The following is an 18,594-nucleotide window of genomic DNA, read 5'->3' as shown; positions in this document are numbered from 1 at the left end:
TCTGTCGTACAGGCTGCGTTTAGTCGCATACTGCGCGGCTTGAATTCCACCGGTTTTATGGAAAATCCTGCATGAAACGTACGCCCCACCTGCTTGCGATCCAGTCCCATGTGGTTTTCGGCCACGCCGGTAACAGTGCCGCAGTCTTTCCCATGCAGCGGGTTGGGGTGAATGTCTGGCCCCTGAACACCGTACAGTTCTCCAACCACACCCAGTATGGTCACTGGGCCGGGGAAGTGCTGGCGCCCCAGCAGATTCCCGAATTGGTGGAAGGCATCGCCAGCATCGGCGAGCTGGGCAACTGCGACGCGATCCTCTCCGGCTACCTGGGCAGCGCAGCTCAGGGCCGGGCGATCCTCAGTGGCGTGGCGCGGATCAAGGCGATCAACCCCAAGGCCTTGTACCTGTGCGACCCGGTGATGGGGCACCCGGAAAAAGGCTGCAGCGTGCCGGCGGAGGTCAGCGACTTTCTGCTGGACGAAGCGGTGGCCATGGCTGACTTCCTGTGCCCTAACCAACTGGAGCTGGACAGTTTTTGCGGGCGCAAGCCGCAGTCGCTGTTCGATTGCCTGGCCATGGCCCGCTCGCTGCTGGAGAAAGGCCCGAGAGCGGTGCTGGTCAAGCACCTGGACTACCCGGGCAAGCTGGCGGAAGGTTTCGAGATGCTGCTGGTGACTGCCGAAGGCAGCTGGCACTTGCGGCGTCCGTTGCTGGCGTTCCCGCGCCAGCCGGTGGGCGTGGGCGACCTGACGTCGGGTCTGTTCCTGGCCCGGGTGCTGTTGGGGGACAGCCTGGTGGCGGCGTTCGAATTCACCGCCGCAGCGGTGCACGAAGTGCTGCTGGAAACCCAGGCCTGCGCCAGCTACGAGCTGGAGCTGGTGCGGGCCCAGGACCGCATTGCCCACCCACGGGTGCGCTTCGAAGCCACGCCGATCGGTTTCTGAGGGCGACCGGCGGGCGGTCGAGTCAGGCCTGCTCGGAGAACTGCACCGTCGGCGCCGGCTGACGGAAGCCCCGGGTGTGGATGGCCAGGTAGGCCAGGCCCAGGGCGAACCAGGCCATGCCGAGTCCCAGGGTCAGGGCCGAGAGGCTGGTCCATAGCCAGACGATCAGGGCAAAACCGATCAGCGGCAGCAGGCCGTACTGTAGCAGCCGCACGATGCCGCGCGGCTGGCCCTGGCCGAGGTGGCTCTTGATCACCGCCAGGTTGACCACGGAAAACGCCACCAGCGCGCCGAAGCTGATCATCGATGCCAGGGTGGTCAGGTCGATGACCACCGCCAGCAAGGACACCAGCGACACCAGCACAATGGCGATCACCGGTGTCTTGTAGCGCTCCGACAGGCGGCCGAACAGCCGCCGCGGCAGGATGCCGTCGCGGCCCATGCTGAACAGGATGCGCGACACCGAGGCCTGGGAGGCCAGGGCCGAACCGGCGGCGCCGGCCACGTAGGTGGCGGTGAAGAAAATCTCCAGGAAACGCCCGCCCGCCTGGAGCATCACTTCGCTGGCCGCCGAGTCTGCGTCCTTGAAACTGCTGCCGGGAAACGCCAGCTGGCTGGCCATGGCCAGCAGGATGAACAGCAGGCCGGCGCCCAGGGTGGTGATCAGGATGGCCCGGGGGATGTCCCGCCGCGGGTCGCGGGTTTCCTCGGCCAGGGTCGATACCGCGTCAAAGCCCAGGAACGACAGGCACAGCACCGCTGCTCCGGCCATCAACGGCAGCAGCCCGGTCTGGCTGCCGTCACCGACCCAGGGCGCGGCGAGGTCCATGCTCGGGGCGCCTGCCAGCTGGCGCAGCACCAGTGCCACGAACACCACCACGAACACCAACTGGGCACAGACGATCAGGTTGCTCATGCTCGACACCGAGCCGATCCCACGGATGTTCAGCACGGTCACCAGGCAGACCGTCGCCACCACGAACACCCAGGCCGGCACGTCGGGGAACGCCAGGTTGAGAAACAGCCCGATCACCAGGTAATTGATCATCGGCAGGAACAGGTAATCCAGCAGCAGCGACCAACCGGCGAGGAAGCCGATACCCGGACCGAAGCTGAGGCTGGCGTAGGAATAGGCCGAACCGGCAATCGGGTATTTCCTGACCATCACGCTGTAGGAGCGGGCGGTGAAGATCATCGCCAGCAAGGTGATCACATAGGCTGCGGCGGTACGGCCGCCGGTGATCTGGGTGACCACGCCGTAGGTGGTGAAGACCGTCAGCGGGACCATGTACACCAGGCCGAAGAACACCAGGGCCGGTAGGCCGAGGATGCGTCGCAGGGCAGTGCCCTGGGCACTGTGGGCGAAACTCGCGTCGAGGCTGGCGCTGCTGGAAAGTGGAGGGTTGCTGGGGAGGGGATTGGCGCTGGGCATTGTTATTGTTCTCACGCGTTCGTTGGCTCGAAGGCTCCCCGGGGGGAGTGCGTTGCTGCCTTGCCCATGGATTCTGGCAGTGGCGCCCTGAGGACATAACTCTCGATGTGGTCAAAAAGGGATAGATCTGGCCATTCAAGATGACCGCAGAAGACTGCCTGGCAAGGCCTGGAAAGGAGCTGGCCTGGCGCAGCAGGCGCGGGCCGGGAGGAGAGTGGAGGGGAGCGGGGGGAAGGACCGTCCGTGGTCCTGCTGGAGCAGCCGGATTACCGGTGAATCAAGGGCCGTCGGCCTTGATTTCCTGGTAGCGCTTTTCCAGTTCCTGGCGGATCTGCCGGCGCTGCTGGGCCTGGATATAGCGGCGCTTGCCGTCGCTGGTTTCGGGCTGCAGAGGCGGCACCTGGGCCGGTTTGCGCTGGTCGTCCACCGCCACCATGGTGAAGAAGCAGCTGTTGGTATGGCGCACCGAACGCTCGCGGATGTTCTCGGTGACCACCTTGATACCCACCTCCATCGAGGTGTTGCCGGTGTAGTTGACCGAGGCCAGGAAGGTCACCAGTTCGCCGACATGGATCGGCTCGCGGAAGATCACCTGATCCACCGACAGGGTCACCACGTAGCGTCCCGCGTAGCGGCTGGCGCAGGCATAGGCGACTTCATCGAGGTACTTGAGCAGGGTGCCGCCGTGGACATTGCCAGAGAAATTGGCCATGTCAGGGGTCATCAATACCGTCATCGACAGCTGGGCGTTTCCGGGTTCCATAGCACACTCACGGTTCTAGGCAGGGGTTGCTGGAGCACCTCTGCGGGTGCTTGGTCGAAGAGTTTTCAAACCATCGATAACGGGACGCCGGGCCTGGTCGCGCCGTCACGCTTTAGTGGATCTGTTTCCTTATATTGCGCCGCCTTGCTGGCGGAAGTCGCGGTGTTAACCTGCAAAACACCCGTTCCAGGGTATTTTTCCACTCCTCTTGAAGGATGTTTCCCCTTACTGATCAGAATTTTCTTTTGAGGCGATCTGCGCCGCCCATCATTCAAGGAGAGCACCGGCCATGCATGCCATCAGCTTCATTCAGGACCTGGCAGTGATCATGTTGGTCGCAGGCGTGGTGACCATTCTCTTTCATCGATTCAAGCAGCCGGTGGTGCTGGGCTACATAGTCGCCGGCTTCATCATTGGCCCGCACACCCCGCCTTTCGGCCTGATCCATGACGAGCAGACCATCAAGACCCTGGCCGAGCTGGGGGTGATCTTCCTGATGTTCTGCCTGGGGCTGGAGTTCAGCCTGCGCAAGCTGTTCAAGGTGGGGGCCACGGCGTTTATCGCGGCCTTCCTGGAAATCGTATTGATGATCTGGATCGGCTACGAGATCGGCCGCTGGTTCGACTGGAACACCATGGATTCGCTGTTCCTCGGGGCGATCCTGGCCATTTCCTCCACCACCATCATCGTCAAGGCCCTCAACGACCTGAAGATGAAGAACGAGCGCTTCGCCCAGCTGATCTTCGGCGTGCTGATCGTCGAGGACATTCTGGGTATCGGCATCATCGCCTTGCTCTCGAGCATCGCGGTCAGCGGCACCGTGAGCTCCGGCGAGGTGTTCTCCACTGTCGGCAAGCTCTCGCTGTTCATGATCGTGGCTCTGGTGATCGGCATCCTGCTGGTACCGCGCCTGCTGGCCTACGTGGCGAAGTTCGAGAGCAACGAGATGCTGCTGATCACCGTGCTGGGGCTGTGTTTCGGCTTCTGCCTGCTGGTGGTCAAGCTGGAGTACAGCATGGTCCTGGGGGCCTTCCTGATCGGTGCGATCATGGCCGAGTCCCGCCAGTTGCTGAAGATCGAGCGGCTGATCGAGCCGGTTCGCGACCTGTTCAGTGCCATCTTCTTCGTCGCCATCGGCCTGATGATCGACCCACAGATCCTCCTGCAATACGCCTGGCCGATCGCCGTGATCACGGTGGCGGTGGTGCTCGGCAAGATGCTGTCCTGCGGCATGGGGGCCTTTATCGCCGGCAACGACGGACGTACTTCCTTGCGAGTGGGCATGGGCCTGTCTCAGATCGGCGAGTTTTCCTTCATCATCGCTGCCCTGGGCATGACCCTGCAGGTCACCAGCGACTTCCTGTACCCGGTGGCAGTGGCGGTGTCGGCCATGACCACCCTGCTCACGCCGTACCTGATCCGGGCCGCCGATCCGCTCTCGCTGAAGCTGGCGGGGATCATGCCCCAGCGTGTCAGCCGGGTGCTGGGCATGTACGGTGAGTGGCTGCGCAGCATCCAGCCCCAGGGTGAGGGGGCATTGCTGGCCTCGATGATTCGCAAGATCCTGCTGCAGGTGGGGGTGAATCTGGCGCTAGTGGTGGCGGTGTTCTTTTCCGGCGGCTATTTCGCCAAGCGCATTGGTGCCTATCTGCAGGACTGGGTGAGTGATCCCAGCTGGCAAAAGGCGTTGATCTGGGGTGGGGCGCTGCTGGTTTCCCTGCCGTTCCTGATCGCCGCCTATCGCAAGCTCAAGGCCCTGTCGATGTTGCTGGCGGAGATGGGGGTCAAGGCGGAAATGGCCGGGCGCCATACCCAGCGAGTGCGCCGGGTCATCGCCGAGGTGATCCCGATCCTGTCGTTGCTGGTGATTTTCCTGCTGCTGGCGGCGCTCTCGTCGAGCATCCTGCCAACCCTGGAGTTGCTGATGCTGATCGCGGTGGTGGCGGCGGCGGTGGCCGCGGTGCTGTGGCGCTGGTTCATCCGCGTACACACGCGGATGCAGGTGGCGCTGATCGAAACCTTGGACCACAGCAAGGACAACGGCGGGCATTGACCCTGCCACTCGCCAGCAGGGGGGCTGGCGAGTTGTTTCAAGCGCTGCAGGCCAACGCTTGGGCGGCGCAGGTCTCAGCTTTCCAGCCAGACGTCCCGCGCCCAGTGCCACACCGATTCCCAGGATTCCTCGGTGATCAGCTCTTCTTCGCCGGACCACAGCACCACGGTGCCGTCTTCCTCGACGCAGTAGTAGTCGTCGCCGTCCTGGCAGATCGGGATCAGCTCGCGAGGCACGCCCATGTCCCAGGCGGTAGCGGCCACTTCCGGCAGGTAGGTGTGGGATTGTGGGTCGGTGACGGTTACAGGTTCGAGGCTGCCGTAAACCACATCGCTGACCGTCAACAGGAACTCCTTGAAGACGAACGGGATGTTGATGAACAGCTGTTCTTCAATTTCCACCAGTTGGTCTTCGTCCGGGAGTTCCAGGGGGACGGGTACCGGTTCGTTGGCTTCTCGGAGTTGTTCGATGACTTCTTCCACGGCCTGGGTCCTCTTAGCTCTATGGCGCGGTTATGTGACGGCGGTTTATACAGTAGCTCGCTATAAGTGCAATCGTGAAATGCAAAACCCCGACCTGAGTCGGGGTTTTGCATTACAGCTGTGACAGCAGAATGAATCAGCCGTTCTGGCGGATACCTGCCACCAGCCATGGCTGGTTGTCGCCCTGGGCACGTTCCATGTTCCAGCTTTCGCTGAACACTTCGCCCTGGTCGAAGCGCGAAGTCTTCGATACACCGCTGAAGGTCAGGGTGGCGATGGTCTTGTCGGCACGGTCATCCACGCCTTCAAGCTGCACTTGCAGGTTGTCGATGTAGGTCGACTGGAAGCCGTCGCCCAGATCGGCACGTTCCTGCTTCAGGAACTGCAGCAGTTGCGGGGTCACGAACTCGGCGATCTTGTCCATTTCGTTGGCGTCCCAGTGTTGCTGCAGGGACTGGAAGTGGTTGCGCGCCGCTTCAATGAAACGCTCCTCGTTGAACCAGGCCGGTGCGTTGATCACCGGGCGGGCGACCGGAGCGGCCGAGCCGCCGAAGATCGAGCCACCCGCAGGCTGCTGAGGTTCGAAGGCTTCACGCTGCATCGGCGCGTGGCCCGCCGGAGCGTACTGCTCCTGCTGCTTGCGGCGACGTGCGGCAATGAAACGGAAGATCACGAAGGCAATGACCGCCATGATCAGGATGTCGAAGATCTGCATGCCCTGGAAGCCACCGCCCATGAACATGGACGCCAGCAGGCCACCGGCGGCGATGCCGGCCAGAGGGCCGAGCCAGCGCGATGCACCACCGGCCTTGGCCGCAGCGCCCGCGGCACCGGCTGCGCCAGCGGTGGCTGCAGCGGCGGGAGCACCCGGGGCGGTCGGCGCCGCCTGGCGAGTCTGGTGAGTCGGGGCAGCACCGGCACTTTTGCCGCCGCCAAAGCGCTTGGCGTTGGCATCGAGGCTCATCGTCAAACCGATGCACAGCGCCATGGCGATGCTAAGAAAACGTTTCATAAAGGGGGTTCCCATTTGTGGATGGCACGCGCGCCATATTGCACAGGTGAAGTGTCAGTGGCGAGCGGCATAATGTTTCGGGCTTTTGCCTGACAGGCTCGGTTCAGCTCTGCCCGGCGTCATGCTCGCCGTTGTGGCTTTTGTCCGTCCAGAGGTGCTTTGCGTTCAATCCCGGTGTCATTCAGCGCCGCAGTGCCAGCAGCACCACGCCCGCGGTGATCAGGCCGATTCCGCTCCATTGCCGCAGGTCGAGCTTCTCGCCCAGCAGCACCACGCCGATGATCGCGACCAGTACCACGCTGAGTTTGTCCACCGGCGCCACCAGCGAGGCGGGGCCGAGTTTCAAGGCGCGGAAGTAGCACAGCCAGGAAGCGCCCGTGGCCAGCCCGGACAGCAGCAGGAACAGGTAGCTTCTGGCAGAAATCGATCCCAGGGACTGATATTGGCCCGTGGCGTACAAAATCAAGGCCAGGCTGACCAGTACCACCACGGTGCGCAGCAGGGTGGCGAAGTCGGAATTGACGTTTTCAATGCCGACTTTCGCGAAGATCGCCGTCAAAGCGGCGAAAGTGGCCGAGAGCAGGGCCCAGAATGTCCATGAGGAAAAAAATCCCGAGCCCATGTTCGCGCATCCTTATATAGGTGCTGTGCCTGCCGGCTGGCCGGCGAAGGCGTATTGGGGATCGCCATCGCCGGTGCGCCAGCCCCGCAACAATCAGGTTTAGATGGCTTCCAGCTTGGCGTAGCCGAGCATCAGCCACTTGCTGCCCTCACTGAAGTTCACTTGCACCCGGGCCTGGGCACCGGCGCCTTCGAAGTTGAGGATCACCCCGTCGCCGAACACCGAGTGCCGCACGGCCTGGCCCAGGCTCAGGCCGGTGTCGGGGATTTCGCTGCCGCCGAACAGGCTGCTGGTGCTTTGTGACTGGCCGCCCCCAAAAGGCCGGCTGACGCTGTTGGACAGGCGTACTTCCTGGATCAGGCCCTTGGGCACCTCGCGGACGAAGCGCGACACCTTGTTGTAGGTTTCGCTGCCGTACAGGCGACGTGTTTCCGCGTAGGTCATCACCAGGTTCTGCATCGCCCGGGTAATGCCGACATAGGCCAGGCGCCGTTCTTCCTCAAGGCGGCCGGGTTCTTCCAGGCTCATCTTGTGGGGAAACAGGCCTTCTTCCATGCCCACCAGGAACACATAGGGGAATTCCAGGCCCTTGGCGCTGTGCAGGGTCATCAGCTGGATGCCGTCTTCATGCTCTTCGGCCTGGGTATCGCCGGCTTCCAGGGACGCGTGGCCGAGGAAAGCCGCCAGGGGCGTCAGGTCCTGGTCTTCTTCGGTGCTCTCGAAGTTTCGCGCAGCGCTGACCAGCTCCTCGAGGTTTTCTACCCGTGCCTGGCCTTTTTCGCCTTTTTCCGCTTCGTGGTAGGCAATCAGCCCGGATTGCTCGATCACCGTCTGGGTCATCAGGTGCAGGGGCATGTCCAGGGTCTTGGCCGCGAGGTTCTCGATCAGCTCGATAAAGGCCCCGAGGGCGCCGGCGGCGCGGCCGGTCAGGCCTTTGTTGGCCACCAGCTGGCGCATGGCTTCCCACATCGACACATCGCTGTGGCGTGCGTGCTCGCGGATGGCTTCGACGGTCTTCTCGCCGATGCCCCGGGCCGGCACGTTGATCACCCGCTCCAGGGCTGCGTCGTTGCCGCGGCCTTCCAGCAGGCGCAGGTAGGCCATGGCGTTCTTGATCTCGGCCCGTTCGAAGAAGCGCTGGCCGCCATAGATGCGGTACGGAATGCGCTCGCGCAGCAGGGCCTCTTCCAGCACCCGGGACTGGGCGTTGGAGCGATAGAGAATGGCGATGTCGCTGCGGGCCAGGCCCGTCTTCAGCGCGCTTTCGATGGTTTCCACCACGTAGCGTGCTTCATCGTGCTCGTTGAAGGCGGCGTACAGGTTGATGGCTTCGCCATCGCCGCCGTCGGTCCACAACTCCTTGCCCAGGCGCCCGGTGTTGTTGGCGATCAGGGCGTTGGCAGCCTTGAGGATGCCGGCGGTGGAGCGGTAGTTCTGCTCCAGGCGGATCACTTCGGTGTCCGGGAAGTCTTCGGAATACTGATGGATGTTCTCGATCTTCGCCCCGCGCCAGCCGTAGATCGACTGGTCGTCGTCGCCCACCACCATCAGGCTCTCGCCGCCCTTGGCCAGCAGCCGCAGCCAGGCGTATTGCACGGCGTTGGTGTCCTGGAACTCGTCCACCAGCACATGGCGGAAACGCTTCTGGTAGTGCGCCAGCAGGCCCGGGTGGTCGCGCCACAGGTCCAGGGCGCGCAGCAGCAGTTCGGAGAAGTCGATGACCCCGGCACGCTGGCAGGCGGCCTCGTAGGCCTCATAGATGCCGCGCATGGTGGCCAGGAACAGGTCGCCGCTGGCCTGGATGTGCTGCGGGCGCAGGCCTTCGTCTTTCTGGCCGTTGATGAACCACTGGGCCTGGCGGGCCGGCCAGCGCTGCTCGTCCAGCCCCAGCTCGCGGATCACTCGCTTGACCAGCCGTTGCTGGTCGTCGCTGTCGAGGATCTGGAAGGTCTGGCTCAGGCCGGCCTCTTGCCAGTGCGCCCGCAGCAGGCGGTGGGCCAGGCCGTGGAAGGTGCCGACCCACATGCCCGCCGGGTTGATCCCCAGCAATTGCTCGATGCGGTGGCGCATTTCGGCCGCCGCCTTGTTGGTGAAAGTCACCGACAGGATCGAGTGGGGCGAGGCGTTCTCGACCTGGATCAACCAGGCGATGCGGTGCACCAGCACACGGGTTTTGCCGGAGCCAGCACCGGCCAGGACCAACTGACGACCCACGGAGGCGGCTACGGCCTGGCGTTGGGCATCGTTGAGGGAGTTCAACAGGAGGGAGAGATCATCGCGCATCGGGGCATTCTAGGGGGCCGCGCCACCCCGGGCAAACCCGGCATTGCATTAGCCGATAAAACAACGGTCGGGGACGACCGGTTGGTCACAGGTCGCAGCCATTGGCGTCTCTCGCCCGCACACTTTCATGTCGGAATACGCCGGGATTTGTTTTATCGATTTTATGACCTGGGGCAGTTTGGCTCGGGCCTTTGCTTGTGTATGCTCCGGCGACGTTTCAGGCTCAACCATTATAAGAACACTGCCTATGACACTTGACCCAGACCTGTCCGGGCCCTTTGTGGCGCCCCGGGTCATTCGCCAACGCTACGCCGTCGAGATGGCGGTGGAGCGTACACGCCTGCTGTATCAGGGCTCGTTGCTGCCCACCCTGTTCATGCTGCTCAACGGCCTGGTGTGTGCCTGGCTCCTGTGGAATCCGACGCGCTATCTGTTGCTCAGTGTATGGATGGTCTGGCTGCTGGCCCTGGTGGCCTTGCGGGTGATCCAGGTCGCGGCCTTCGACTCGGCGATCCCCAGCCGGCAGGCGCAGCCGATCTGGCAGCGTATGTTCCTCCTCGGCTCGGCGGTCAGCGGCCTGACCCTGGCCTGCGCCGGCATCGCCCTGGTACCCACCGACAGTTTTGTCCAGCAGGCCTGGGTGTTCGGCCTGATCGGCGCGGCCATTCTGTCTGCCAGCGTGGCCTATGCGGTCAACCTGCAGGCCTTCTTGTCGTTCACCCTGCCTTGCCTGCTGCCGGCCATCGGCTACCTGTTCTGGGGCGGTGACGAGCAGCAGCGCGGCTGGGGCTGGCTGGGGCTGATTCTCCTGGTGTCCCTGAGTGTGGTGGCCTGGCAGGTCAATCGCCTGATCCAGCGCGGCCTGCTGCGGCGCTTTCAGAACCAGGCGCTGATAGAACATCTGCAGAACGCTCAGGGCCGCAGCGAGCAACTCAATCGCGAGCTGGCCCGAGAAGTCGAGCAGCGCCGGCGAGCCGAAGAGCAATTGCGCGAGGCCCAGGCCGGGCTGGAGTTGCGGGTGGCCCAACGCAGCCTGGAACTGGACGCGGCCAACCAGGCCCTGAGCAAGAGCGAAGCGCGCCTGGCCCTGGCTCTGAATGCCAGCGAGCTGGGGTTGTGGGACTGGAACCTGCAGAGCGACGAAATCCACCATACGCACCTGCGGGAGCTGTTCGGCCTGGAGCCAGAGGGCGTGACCGCGATGCTCAGCCACCTCAAGCCGCGCCTGCACCCCGAGGACCTGCCCGTGCTCAAGCGGGCGCTGGTGGAGCACCTCAAGGGGCGGCGCGACGATTACCAGGTGGAATACCGGGTGCGCCACGGTGACGGCCACTGGGTATGGATCGAGGATCGCGGCCGGGCGGTGGAGCGCAGCCCCAGTGGGCGAGTCCTGCGCATGGTCGGCACGCGGCGCGACATCAGCGCCGACAAGGAGCTTGAGGTGCAGCGCAACCTGGCGGCGACGGTGTTCGAGGCGGCCAGCGAGGGCATTGTCATCCTCGACCCCGACTACGCCCTGATCGCCGCCAACCAGGCCTTCAGCCAGGTCACCGGCTACCAGATCGAGGACATGCTCGGGCGCAATGTGGTGGAGCTGTCCTGCAGCCGCGATGCCCGTCGCCACTACCCGCTGATTCACCAGGCCCTGGAACAGCACGGCAGTTGGCAGGGGGAACTGGTGGAGACGCGCAAGAACGGCGAGCTCTATCCGCAATGGCTGCAACTGAATGTGGTGCGGGACAAACGGGGGAAAATCCGCCATATCGTGGGCTTCTTCGCCGATCTTTCGGCCCGCCGCGAATCCGAGGAGCGCATGCGCTACCTCACTCACTACGATGAACTCACCGGGCTGGCCAACCGCTCTTTGTTCCGCGAGCGCCTGCGTGAAGCCCATCAGCGGGTACGCCAGGGCGGGCGCAGCCTGGCGCTGCTGCACATCAACCTGGATCGCTTCAAGCTGCTCAACGACAGCCTCGGCCATGAAGTGGCCGACCAGCTGTTGCAGAAGATGGCCCGGCGTCTGGTCAACGCCTTGCCGGAAGCCGACACCCTGGCGCGCCTGTCCGGGGATGAGTTCGCGGTGCTGTTCGACGCCTATGGCAACCTGTCGAGCCTGACCCGGGTCGCCACCCGGCTGCTGAGCAAGTTGCGCCTGCCGATCACCGTTGACGGCCATGAGCTGGTGGTCAGTGCGTCCATGGGCATCAGCATGCTGCCGGACAACGCTCGGGAAATCGCCGCGCTGGTCAGCCAGGCGAACATGGCCATGGCCCACGCCAAGCACCTGGGTGGCAACAACTTCCAGTTCTATACCGAGAGCCTGCAGGCCAGCACCCTGGAGCGCCTGCAGTTGGAGAACCAGTTGCGCAAGGCCATCGAGGAAGACCAGTTGATGGTCTTCTACCAGCCCAAACTGTGCCTGGCCAGCGGTCGGCTGAATGCCGCCGAGGCCCTGGTGCGCTGGGAACACCCGACCCTGGGGCGGGTGCCACCGGGGGATTTCATCGGCCTTGCAGAAGAGACCGGGCTGATCGGCCCGATCGGCGAGTTCGTGCTGCGCCAGGCCTGTCGGCAAGCCTGCGAATGGCAGCGCCAGGGCCTGGAACCGATTCGTGTGTCGGTCAACCTGTCGGTCTACCAACTGCGCCAGGGCAAGCTGGTGAGCCTGGTGCGCCAGGTGCTGGAAGAAACCGGCCTGGAGCCGCACTTCCTCGAACTGGAGCTGACCGAAAGCCAGTTGCTGGACAGCGTCGAGCACATCATCACGACCTTCCAGCAACTGCGCCGCCTGGGGGTCAAGCTGGCCATCGACGACTTCGGCACGGGCTACTCGTCCCTGAGCTACCTCAAGCGCATCCCGGTGGACTACGTGAAGATCGACCAGGCCTTCATTCGCGGGCTGGCCGATGGTGGCGAGGATGCGGCCATCACCCGGGCGATCATTGCCATGGCCCACGGCCTGTCGCTGAAAGTGGTGGCCGAGGGGGTCGAGGACCCGGCCCAACTGAGCTTCCTGCGGGCCGAGCACTGTGATGAGGTGCAGGGCTACCTGATCAGCCGTCCGGTGGCCGCCGAGGAGCTCGCCGCCCTGTTGCAGGCCCAGACCCGGTAGGTGCCGGCGCTGCCTGCCACAACGGCTACATAAGTCGTACCCGGCTGAAAATGGGGGGCGGGCCGTTATTTTCTTGATGCATTGAACGGGCAAAAAGCCGATTCCTGTAGTATAACTACAAGCTCGCTACATCCCCGGCGTCAGCCAATAACAATGAGTCCAGCCCTTTGAACCTGTTGCAGCACATCGCCCAGTCACGTCATCTGTTACGCAAATCGGAGCTCAAGGTCGCCGATCACGTGCTCCTTGATCCTGCGGCCGTGATGCACAGTTCCATGGCTGACCTGGCCCACAGCGTGGGCATCAGCGAGCCGACCATCGTGCGCTTCTGCCGGGCCATCGGCTGTTCCGGTTTCCAGGACCTGAAGCTCAAGCTGGCCCAGAGCCTGGCGGCGGGAGCCAGTTTCGGCCAGTTCGCGATCCATGAAGACGACTCGGTCGCCGACTACAGCCTGAAGATTTTCGATACCACCCTGCACACCCTGATGGAGGTTCGCGAAAAGCTCGATCCGGTGGAGTTGCAACGGGCCGTGACCCTCATGTCCCAGGCCCAGCGCGTGGAGTTCTACGGTTTTGGTGCCTCGGGCGCGGTGGCTGCGGATGCCCAGCACAAGTTCTTCCGCCTGCTGCTGACCGCTGCGGCCTATTCCGACCCGCACATGCAGGCGATGTCGGCGGTCACCCTGAAGCCCTCGGACGTGGCGATCTGCATTTCCCAGTCCGGGCGCTCCAAGGACCTGCTGATCACCGCCAACCTGGTGCGTGAAAGCGGCGCCTCGCTGATCACCCTGTGCCCGAGCCAGACGCCGTTGGCCGAGCTGTCGACGGTCAATCTGGCCATCGACGTGCACGAAGACACCGAGATCTACACCCCGCTGACCTCGCGGATCGCCCATCTGGTGGTGATCGACGTGCTGGCCATGGGCGTGGCCATGGCCCGCGGTCCGAGCCTGGTGAACCACCTCAAGAGCGTCAAGCGCAGCCTTCGCAGCCTGCGCCTGTCGCCCAAGTCGGTGAAAGCCCTGGACGACTGATCAGCCGGGTTGCTGGTCGTGATGGGTGGAGGGTGGCGAAGGCTGCGCGACCGAGCGCGAGCAGGCTCCCTCATCCCCCAGGCAGATGCTTGAGCTGACTGGGCATCGCCGTTCAGTGCTGCCTTTGGGCAACTTTCATGTCCCTGTAACCGAGCCGCCGCCAAATCGTCATCCCAGGCGTCCATCGTGAGGCTTCCGTACTCGCATTGGGAGACTCGAAATGGCCCGCCCTTACGAAGACAGCAACAGCGCAGTCAAGACCCGTCGTCAGCAGGAAGACCAGCGTCGCATGGAATTTCGCCGTGCCATCGAACATCGCTTCGAGCTGCGTCAGTTGCAACAGGACATCGATGACTATCCGGAACTTGAAGCCGTCAATTACTGGCAGGCAGCCCCAGCGGCTTCCCGTCGAAGCGTTCAACCAGCCCGCTGATCTGCACCCGTTCGCTGCGGATGAATCCCAGGAACGCGTGCGCTACCGGTGACAGGCGTTTGGCTTTGGCCTGCACCAGGCACCAGCTGCGCAGCAAGGGCAGCTCTTCGACCGGCAACTCGATCAGGCCGCCGGTCGCCAACTCAAGGTTCAGGGCGTGGCGCGTCAGCAAGGCCACGCCCAGACCCGCTCGCACGCACTCTCGCTGAGCTTCCGCCGACGACACTTCAAGCACCTGGGTGAAGTGCACGCGCTTTTCCTTGAAGTACTCCTCGCAGGCCAGGCGGGTGCCGGAGCCCGACTCCCGCAGCACCAGGGTGTAGGGTTCCAGGTCTTGCAGGCGCAGCGGCCCCATGTGGCTCAAGGGATGATCCGGCGGGGCCACGGCGACGATCGGGTTGTTGAGAAACGGCAGGAACTCCAGCTCCATGTCCGGCGGCACCATGGACATGATCACCAGGTCGTCGCGGTTGTCCGAAAGGCGACGGATCACCTGGGCACGATTGACCACGGTCAGTTGCAGGTGGACTTCCGGGTGCTGGCGCTTGAAGGCGGCAAACAGGTGCGGCACGAAGTACTTGGCGCTGGACTCCACCGCCAGCTTGAGCTGGCCCTGCAGCGAGCCCTGCATGTCGGAGAGCTGCATGTCGAGGTTCTCCAGGCGCCCGAAGATGTCCCGGCTGGCCCGTTGCAGGGCTTCGGCGGCTTCGGTCATGTAGAGCTTCTTGCCGACGTAATCGAACAGCGGCTGGCCGATCAGCTCCTCCAGCTGGCGAATCTGCAGGCTGACCGCGGGCTGGGACAGGGACATTTCCTCGGCGGCGCGGCTGTAGGAGCGTAGATCGCAGACTTCATTGAAAATCTGCAACTGACGTAATGTCAGTCTCATCAAGGACTTACGCATCTTCTGAGTGCTCGTGCCAAGGGCTGGTGGCATGACTATAAGTCTTTACTTATGTCCGACCCAATAATTATTGATTTTTGTTAATCCCTCTTCAGAGCTAGTGTGACGCGGCGACTGACTTGAAACATTTGGTCACGCGCCGACTCGGTCTAGCGGGTCGTTTGTTTCAACGGCTCAAGGGAACCTCCAAGTGATAAAAAAGATCCTGATTGCCAACCGTGGTGAGATTGCCGTACGAATCGTGCGTGCCTGCGCCGAGATGGGCATCCGTTCGGTGGCGATCTTCTCCGACGCCGATCGCCATGCCTTGCATGTGAAGCGTGCGGATGAGGCCCACAGCATTGGTGCCGAGCCCCTGGCCGGCTACCTGAACCCGCGCAAACTGGTGAACCTGGCGGTGGAGACCGGCTGCGATGCCTTGCATCCCGGCTACGGTTTTCTTTCGGAAAACGCCGAGCTGGCGGACATCTGCGCCGAACGCGGAATCAAGTTCATTGGCCCATCGGCGGAAGTGATCCGGCGCATGGGCGACAAGACCGAAGCCCGCCGCAGCATGATCAAGGCCGGCGTGCCGGTGACCCCGGGCACCGAAGGCAACGTCGCGGACATCCACGAAGCCCTGACCGAGGGCGACCGCATCGGCTACCCGGTGATGCTCAAGGCCACCTCCGGCGGTGGCGGCCGCGGCATTCGCCGCTGCAACAGCCGCGAAGAACTCGAACAAGCCTTTCCCCGAGTGATATCCGAGGCCACCAAGGCCTTCGGTTCGGCGGAAGTGTTCCTGGAAAAGTGCATCGTCAATCCCAAGCACATCGAAGCGCAGATCCTCGGTGACAGCTTTGGCAACGTGGTGCACCTGTTCGAGCGCGACTGCTCGATCCAGCGCCGCAACCAGAAGCTCATCGAAATCGCCCCGAGCCCGCAACTGACCCCCGAACAGCGCGCCTATATCGGCGACCTGTCGGTGCGCGCGGCCAAGGCCGTGGGCTACGAGAACGCCGGCACCGTGGAGTTCCTGCTCGCCGAGGGCGAGGTGTACTTCATGGAAATGAACACCCGGGTGCAGGTGGAACACACCATCACCGAGGAAATCACCGGCATTGACATCGTCCGCGAGCAAATCCGCATCGCCTCCGGCCTGCCGCTCTCGGTCAAGCAGGAAGACATCCACCACCGTGGCTTTGCCCTGCAGTTTCGGATCAATGCAGAAGACCCGAAGAACAACTTCCTCCCCAGCTTCGGCAAGATCACCCGTTACTACGCCCCCGGCGGTCCCGGCGTGCGTACCGACACGGCGATCTACACCGGCTACACCATTCCGCCGTTCTACGACTCCATGTGCCTGAAGCTGGTGGTCTGGGCCCTGACCTGGGAAGAGGCGATGGACCGTGGCCTGCGCGCCCTCGACGACATGCGCCTGCAAGGGGTCAAGACCACCGCCGCCTACTACCAGGAAATCCTGCGCAACCCGGAGTTCCGCAGCGGTCAGTTCAACACCAGCTTTGTTGAGAGCCACCCGGAACTGACCAACTACTCGATCAAGCGCAAACCCGAAGAGCTGGCCCTGGCCATCGCCGCCGCCATCGCCGCCCACGCAGGCCTTTGAATGCAGCCGCAAGCTGTCAGCGGCCAGCGGCAAGTAGAAGCGAATCGGCTTTTACTCGCAGCTTGTAGCTTGGAGCTTGCCGCTATGAGGAGATACCAATGACTAAGAAAATCTTCGTTACCGACACCATCCTGCGCGACGCCCACCAATCGCTGCTGGCGACCCGCATGCGCACCGAGGACATGCTGCCGATCTGCGACAAGCTCGACAAAGTCGGCTACTGGTCCCTGGAAGTCTGGGGCGGCGCCACCTTCGACGCCTGCGTACGCTTTCTCAAGGAAGACCCCTGGGAGCGCCTGCGCAAACTGCGCGCCGCACTGCCCAACACCCGCCTGCAGATGCTCCTGCGCGGCCAGAATCTGCTGGGCTACCGCCACTACAGCGACGATGTGGTCCGGGCCTTCGTGGCCAAGGCGGCGGTCAACGGCATCGACGTGTTCCGCATCTTCGACGCCATGAACGACGTGCGTAACCTGCGGGTCGCCATCGAAGCGGTGAAGGCCGCCGGCAAGCACGCCCAGGGCACCATCGCCTACACCACCAGCCCGGTGCACACCATCGAGGCCTTCGTGGCCCAGGCCAAGCAGATGGAAGCCATGGGTTGCGACTCGATCGCGATCAAGGACATGGCCGGCCTGCTGACCCCTTATGCCACCGGCGAACTGGTCAAGGCGTTGAAGGCCGAGCTGTCGTTGCCGGTGTTCATCCACTCCCACGACACCGCCGGCTTGGCCGCGATGTGCCAGCTCAAGGCCATCGAGAACGGCGCCGACCACATCGACACCGCCATCTCCAGCTTCGCCTGGGGCACCAGCCACCCGGGCACCGAGTCCATGGTCGCGGCCCTTAAAGGCAGCGAATTCGACACCGGCCTGGACCTGGAGCTGCTGCAGGAGATCGGCCTGTACTTCTACGCCGTACGCAAGAAGTACCACCAGTTCGAAAGCGAATTCACCGCGGTCGATACCCGGGTGCAGGTCAACCAGGTGCCGGGCGGGATGATTTCCAACCTGGCCAACCAGCTGAAAGAGCAGGGCGCGCTGAACCGCATGGGCGAAGTGCTGGCCGAGATCCCGCGGGTGCGTCACGACCTGGGCTACCCGCCCCTGGTGACCCCGACTTCGCAGATCGTTGGCACCCAGGCGTTCTTCAACGTCCTGGCCGGCGAACGCTACAAGACCATCACCAATGAAGTGAAGCTCTACCTGCAGGGCGGCTACGGCAAGGCTCCGGGTGAAGTCGACGAGAAACTGCGGCGCCAGGCCATCGGTAGCGAAGATGTGATCGACGTGCGTCCCGCCGACCTGCTGAAGCCGGAAATGACCAAGTTGCGCGGCGAAATCGGTGCCCTGGCCCATTCCGAAGAAGACGTGCTGACCTACGCCATGTTCCCGGACATCGGGCGCAAATTCCTCGAAGAGCGTGAGGCCGGCACCCTGGTTCCGGAAGCGCTGCTGCCGATCCCCGAAGCCGGTGGCGTCAGCAAGGCTGGCGGCGAAGGCGTGCCTACCGAGTTTGTCATCGACGTTCACGGCGAGACCTACCGCGTCGACATCACCGGGGTCGGGGTCAAGGCCGAAGGCAAGCGGCACTTCTACCTGTCCATCGACGGCATGCCGGAAGAAGTGGTGTTCGAGCCCCTCAACGAGTTCGTCGGCGGCGGTGGCAGCAAGCGCAAGCAAGCCAGCGCCCCGGGCCACGTCAGCACCACCATGCCGGGCAACATCGTTGATGTGCTGGTCAAGGAAGGCGATGTGGTCAAGGCCGGCCAGGCGGTGCTGATCACCGAAGCCATGAAGATGGAAACCGAAGTCCAGGCGGCGATTGCCGGCAAGGTCGTGGCGATCCACGTGGCCAAGGGCGACCGGGTCAACCCGGGCGAAATCCTGATCGAGATCGAGGGCTGAGTTCAGG

At 63.5% G+C, this 18,594-nt stretch carries 14 protein-coding genes; 7 read left to right on the top strand and 7 right to left on the bottom strand.

Going from position 1 to position 18,594, the window contains the following annotated elements; translation table 11 throughout:
- Positions 1 to 71: 71 nt before the first annotated feature.
- Entirely contained in the window at positions 72 to 944 is an 873-nt protein-coding gene (gene pdxY, locus ACZ5BO_RS00705; RefSeq protein WP_025131553.1) for a pyridoxal kinase PdxY, read from the top strand.
- 22 nt (positions 945 to 966) lie between these two features.
- On the opposite strand, the gene ACZ5BO_RS00700 is transcribed toward pdxY, so the two are convergent.
- The gene (locus ACZ5BO_RS00700; protein ID WP_464697728.1) at positions 967 to 2,376 is read right to left on the bottom strand and encodes an APC family permease; all 1,410 of its coding nucleotides are present in this window, start codon (positions 2,374 to 2,376) and stop codon (positions 967 to 969) included.
- A gap of 277 nt (positions 2,377 to 2,653) precedes the next feature.
- Positions 2,654 to 3,139: an acyl-CoA thioesterase gene (locus ACZ5BO_RS00695; protein WP_025131551.1), complete on the bottom strand. Its 486-nt coding sequence runs from the start codon at positions 3,137 to 3,139 to the stop codon at positions 2,654 to 2,656.
- Positions 3,140 to 3,428: 289 nt separating this feature from the next.
- On the opposite strand from ACZ5BO_RS00695, the gene ACZ5BO_RS00690 reads away from it, so the two are divergent.
- Positions 3,429 to 5,192 (top strand): cation:proton antiporter, encoded by a 1,764-nt coding sequence (locus tag ACZ5BO_RS00690; RefSeq protein WP_025131550.1) that lies wholly within the window; start codon positions 3,429 to 3,431, stop codon positions 5,190 to 5,192.
- 74 nt (positions 5,193 to 5,266) lie between these two features.
- On the opposite strand, the gene ACZ5BO_RS00685 is transcribed toward ACZ5BO_RS00690, so the two are convergent.
- From ACZ5BO_RS00685 to uvrD, 4 genes are all read right to left on the bottom strand, one after another.
- The gene (locus ACZ5BO_RS00685; protein ID WP_011064330.1) at positions 5,267 to 5,674 is read right to left on the bottom strand and encodes an SMI1/KNR4 family protein; all 408 of its coding nucleotides are present in this window, start codon (positions 5,672 to 5,674) and stop codon (positions 5,267 to 5,269) included.
- Between the two features lie 136 nt (positions 5,675 to 5,810).
- The gene (locus ACZ5BO_RS00680; RefSeq protein ID WP_025131549.1) at positions 5,811 to 6,686 is read right to left on the bottom strand and encodes a Tim44 domain-containing protein; all 876 of its coding nucleotides are present in this window, start codon (positions 6,684 to 6,686) and stop codon (positions 5,811 to 5,813) included.
- A 181-nt stretch (positions 6,687 to 6,867) separates the two neighbouring features.
- Positions 6,868 to 7,308: an EamA family transporter gene (locus ACZ5BO_RS00675; RefSeq protein WP_025131548.1), complete on the bottom strand. Its 441-nt coding sequence runs from the start codon at positions 7,306 to 7,308 to the stop codon at positions 6,868 to 6,870.
- 99 nt (positions 7,309 to 7,407) lie between these two features.
- The gene (gene uvrD, locus ACZ5BO_RS00670; RefSeq protein ID WP_025131547.1) at positions 7,408 to 9,591 is read right to left on the bottom strand and encodes a DNA helicase II; all 2,184 of its coding nucleotides are present in this window, start codon (positions 9,589 to 9,591) and stop codon (positions 7,408 to 7,410) included.
- Positions 9,592 to 9,838: 247 nt separating this feature from the next.
- Here uvrD and ACZ5BO_RS00665 point away from each other — a divergent pair, with 247 nt between their 5' ends.
- The 3 genes from ACZ5BO_RS00665 (at position 9,839) to ACZ5BO_RS00655 (ending at position 14,170) form a co-directional block, all read left to right on the top strand.
- Positions 9,839 to 12,703 (top strand): putative bifunctional diguanylate cyclase/phosphodiesterase, encoded by a 2,865-nt coding sequence (locus ACZ5BO_RS00665; RefSeq protein WP_025131546.1) that lies wholly within the window; start codon positions 9,839 to 9,841, stop codon positions 12,701 to 12,703.
- Positions 12,704 to 12,870: 167 nt separating this feature from the next.
- On the top strand, positions 12,871 to 13,737 hold the full coding sequence (hexR, locus tag ACZ5BO_RS00660) for a transcriptional regulator HexR (protein ID WP_025131545.1): 867 nt from the start codon (positions 12,871 to 12,873) through the stop codon (positions 13,735 to 13,737).
- Between the two features lie 220 nt (positions 13,738 to 13,957).
- The gene (locus tag ACZ5BO_RS00655; RefSeq protein WP_464697723.1) at positions 13,958 to 14,170 is read left to right on the top strand and encodes a PA3496 family putative envelope integrity protein; all 213 of its coding nucleotides are present in this window, start codon (positions 13,958 to 13,960) and stop codon (positions 14,168 to 14,170) included.
- Here ACZ5BO_RS00655 and ACZ5BO_RS00650 read toward each other — a convergent pair.
- Positions 14,112 to 15,074: a LysR family transcriptional regulator gene (locus tag ACZ5BO_RS00650; RefSeq protein WP_025131543.1), complete on the bottom strand. Its 963-nt coding sequence runs from the start codon at positions 15,072 to 15,074 to the stop codon at positions 14,112 to 14,114. The two genes, ACZ5BO_RS00655 and ACZ5BO_RS00650, sit on opposite strands and share 59 nt — an antisense overlap.
- Before the next feature lie 190 nt (positions 15,075 to 15,264).
- On the opposite strand from ACZ5BO_RS00650, the gene ACZ5BO_RS00645 reads away from it, so the two are divergent.
- Together ACZ5BO_RS00645 and oadA are read left to right on the top strand one after the other, a co-directional pair.
- Positions 15,265 to 16,680 (top strand): acetyl-CoA carboxylase biotin carboxylase subunit, encoded by a 1,416-nt coding sequence (locus tag ACZ5BO_RS00645; RefSeq protein ID WP_025131542.1) that lies wholly within the window; start codon positions 15,265 to 15,267, stop codon positions 16,678 to 16,680.
- A 98-nt stretch (positions 16,681 to 16,778) separates the two neighbouring features.
- Positions 16,779 to 18,587, top strand: a complete 1,809-nt coding sequence (gene oadA, locus ACZ5BO_RS00640; protein ID WP_464697721.1) for a sodium-extruding oxaloacetate decarboxylase subunit alpha — start codon at positions 16,779 to 16,781, stop codon at positions 18,585 to 18,587.
- Positions 18,588 to 18,594: the final 7 nt, after the last annotated feature.

This window comes from Pseudomonas sp. FFPRI_1, from assembly GCF_055384485.1.
This window is presented reverse-complemented; position numbering and strand designations above follow the sequence as displayed.

Excerpts from the sequence above, each read along its gene's own strand:
- ACZ5BO_RS00695 (WP_025131551.1), bottom strand. The coding sequence starts at position 3,139 with ATGGAACCCGGAAACGCCCAGCTGTCGATGACGGTATTGATGACCCCT.
- ACZ5BO_RS00650 (WP_025131543.1), bottom strand. The coding sequence starts at position 15,074 with ATGCGTAAGTCCTTGATGAGACTGACATTACGTCAGTTGCAGATTTTC.
- uvrD (WP_025131547.1), bottom strand. The coding sequence starts at position 9,591 with ATGCGCGATGATCTCTCCCTCCTGTTGAACTCCCTCAACGATGCCCAA.
- ACZ5BO_RS00680 (WP_025131549.1), bottom strand. The coding sequence starts at position 6,686 with ATGAAACGTTTTCTTAGCATCGCCATGGCGCTGTGCATCGGTTTGACG.
- ACZ5BO_RS00700 (WP_464697728.1), bottom strand. The coding sequence starts at position 2,376 with ATGCCCAGCGCCAATCCCCTCCCCAGCAACCCTCCACTTTCCAGCAGC.
- ACZ5BO_RS00665 (WP_025131546.1), top strand. The coding sequence starts at position 9,839 with ATGACACTTGACCCAGACCTGTCCGGGCCCTTTGTGGCGCCCCGGGTC.
- ACZ5BO_RS00690 (WP_025131550.1), top strand. The coding sequence starts at position 3,429 with ATGCATGCCATCAGCTTCATTCAGGACCTGGCAGTGATCATGTTGGTC.
- ACZ5BO_RS00655 (WP_464697723.1), top strand. The coding sequence starts at position 13,958 with ATGGCCCGCCCTTACGAAGACAGCAACAGCGCAGTCAAGACCCGTCGT.
- pdxY (WP_025131553.1), top strand. The coding sequence starts at position 72 with ATGAAACGTACGCCCCACCTGCTTGCGATCCAGTCCCATGTGGTTTTC.
- oadA (WP_464697721.1), top strand. The coding sequence starts at position 16,779 with ATGACTAAGAAAATCTTCGTTACCGACACCATCCTGCGCGACGCCCAC.
- ACZ5BO_RS00675 (WP_025131548.1), bottom strand. The coding sequence starts at position 7,308 with ATGGGCTCGGGATTTTTTTCCTCATGGACATTCTGGGCCCTGCTCTCG.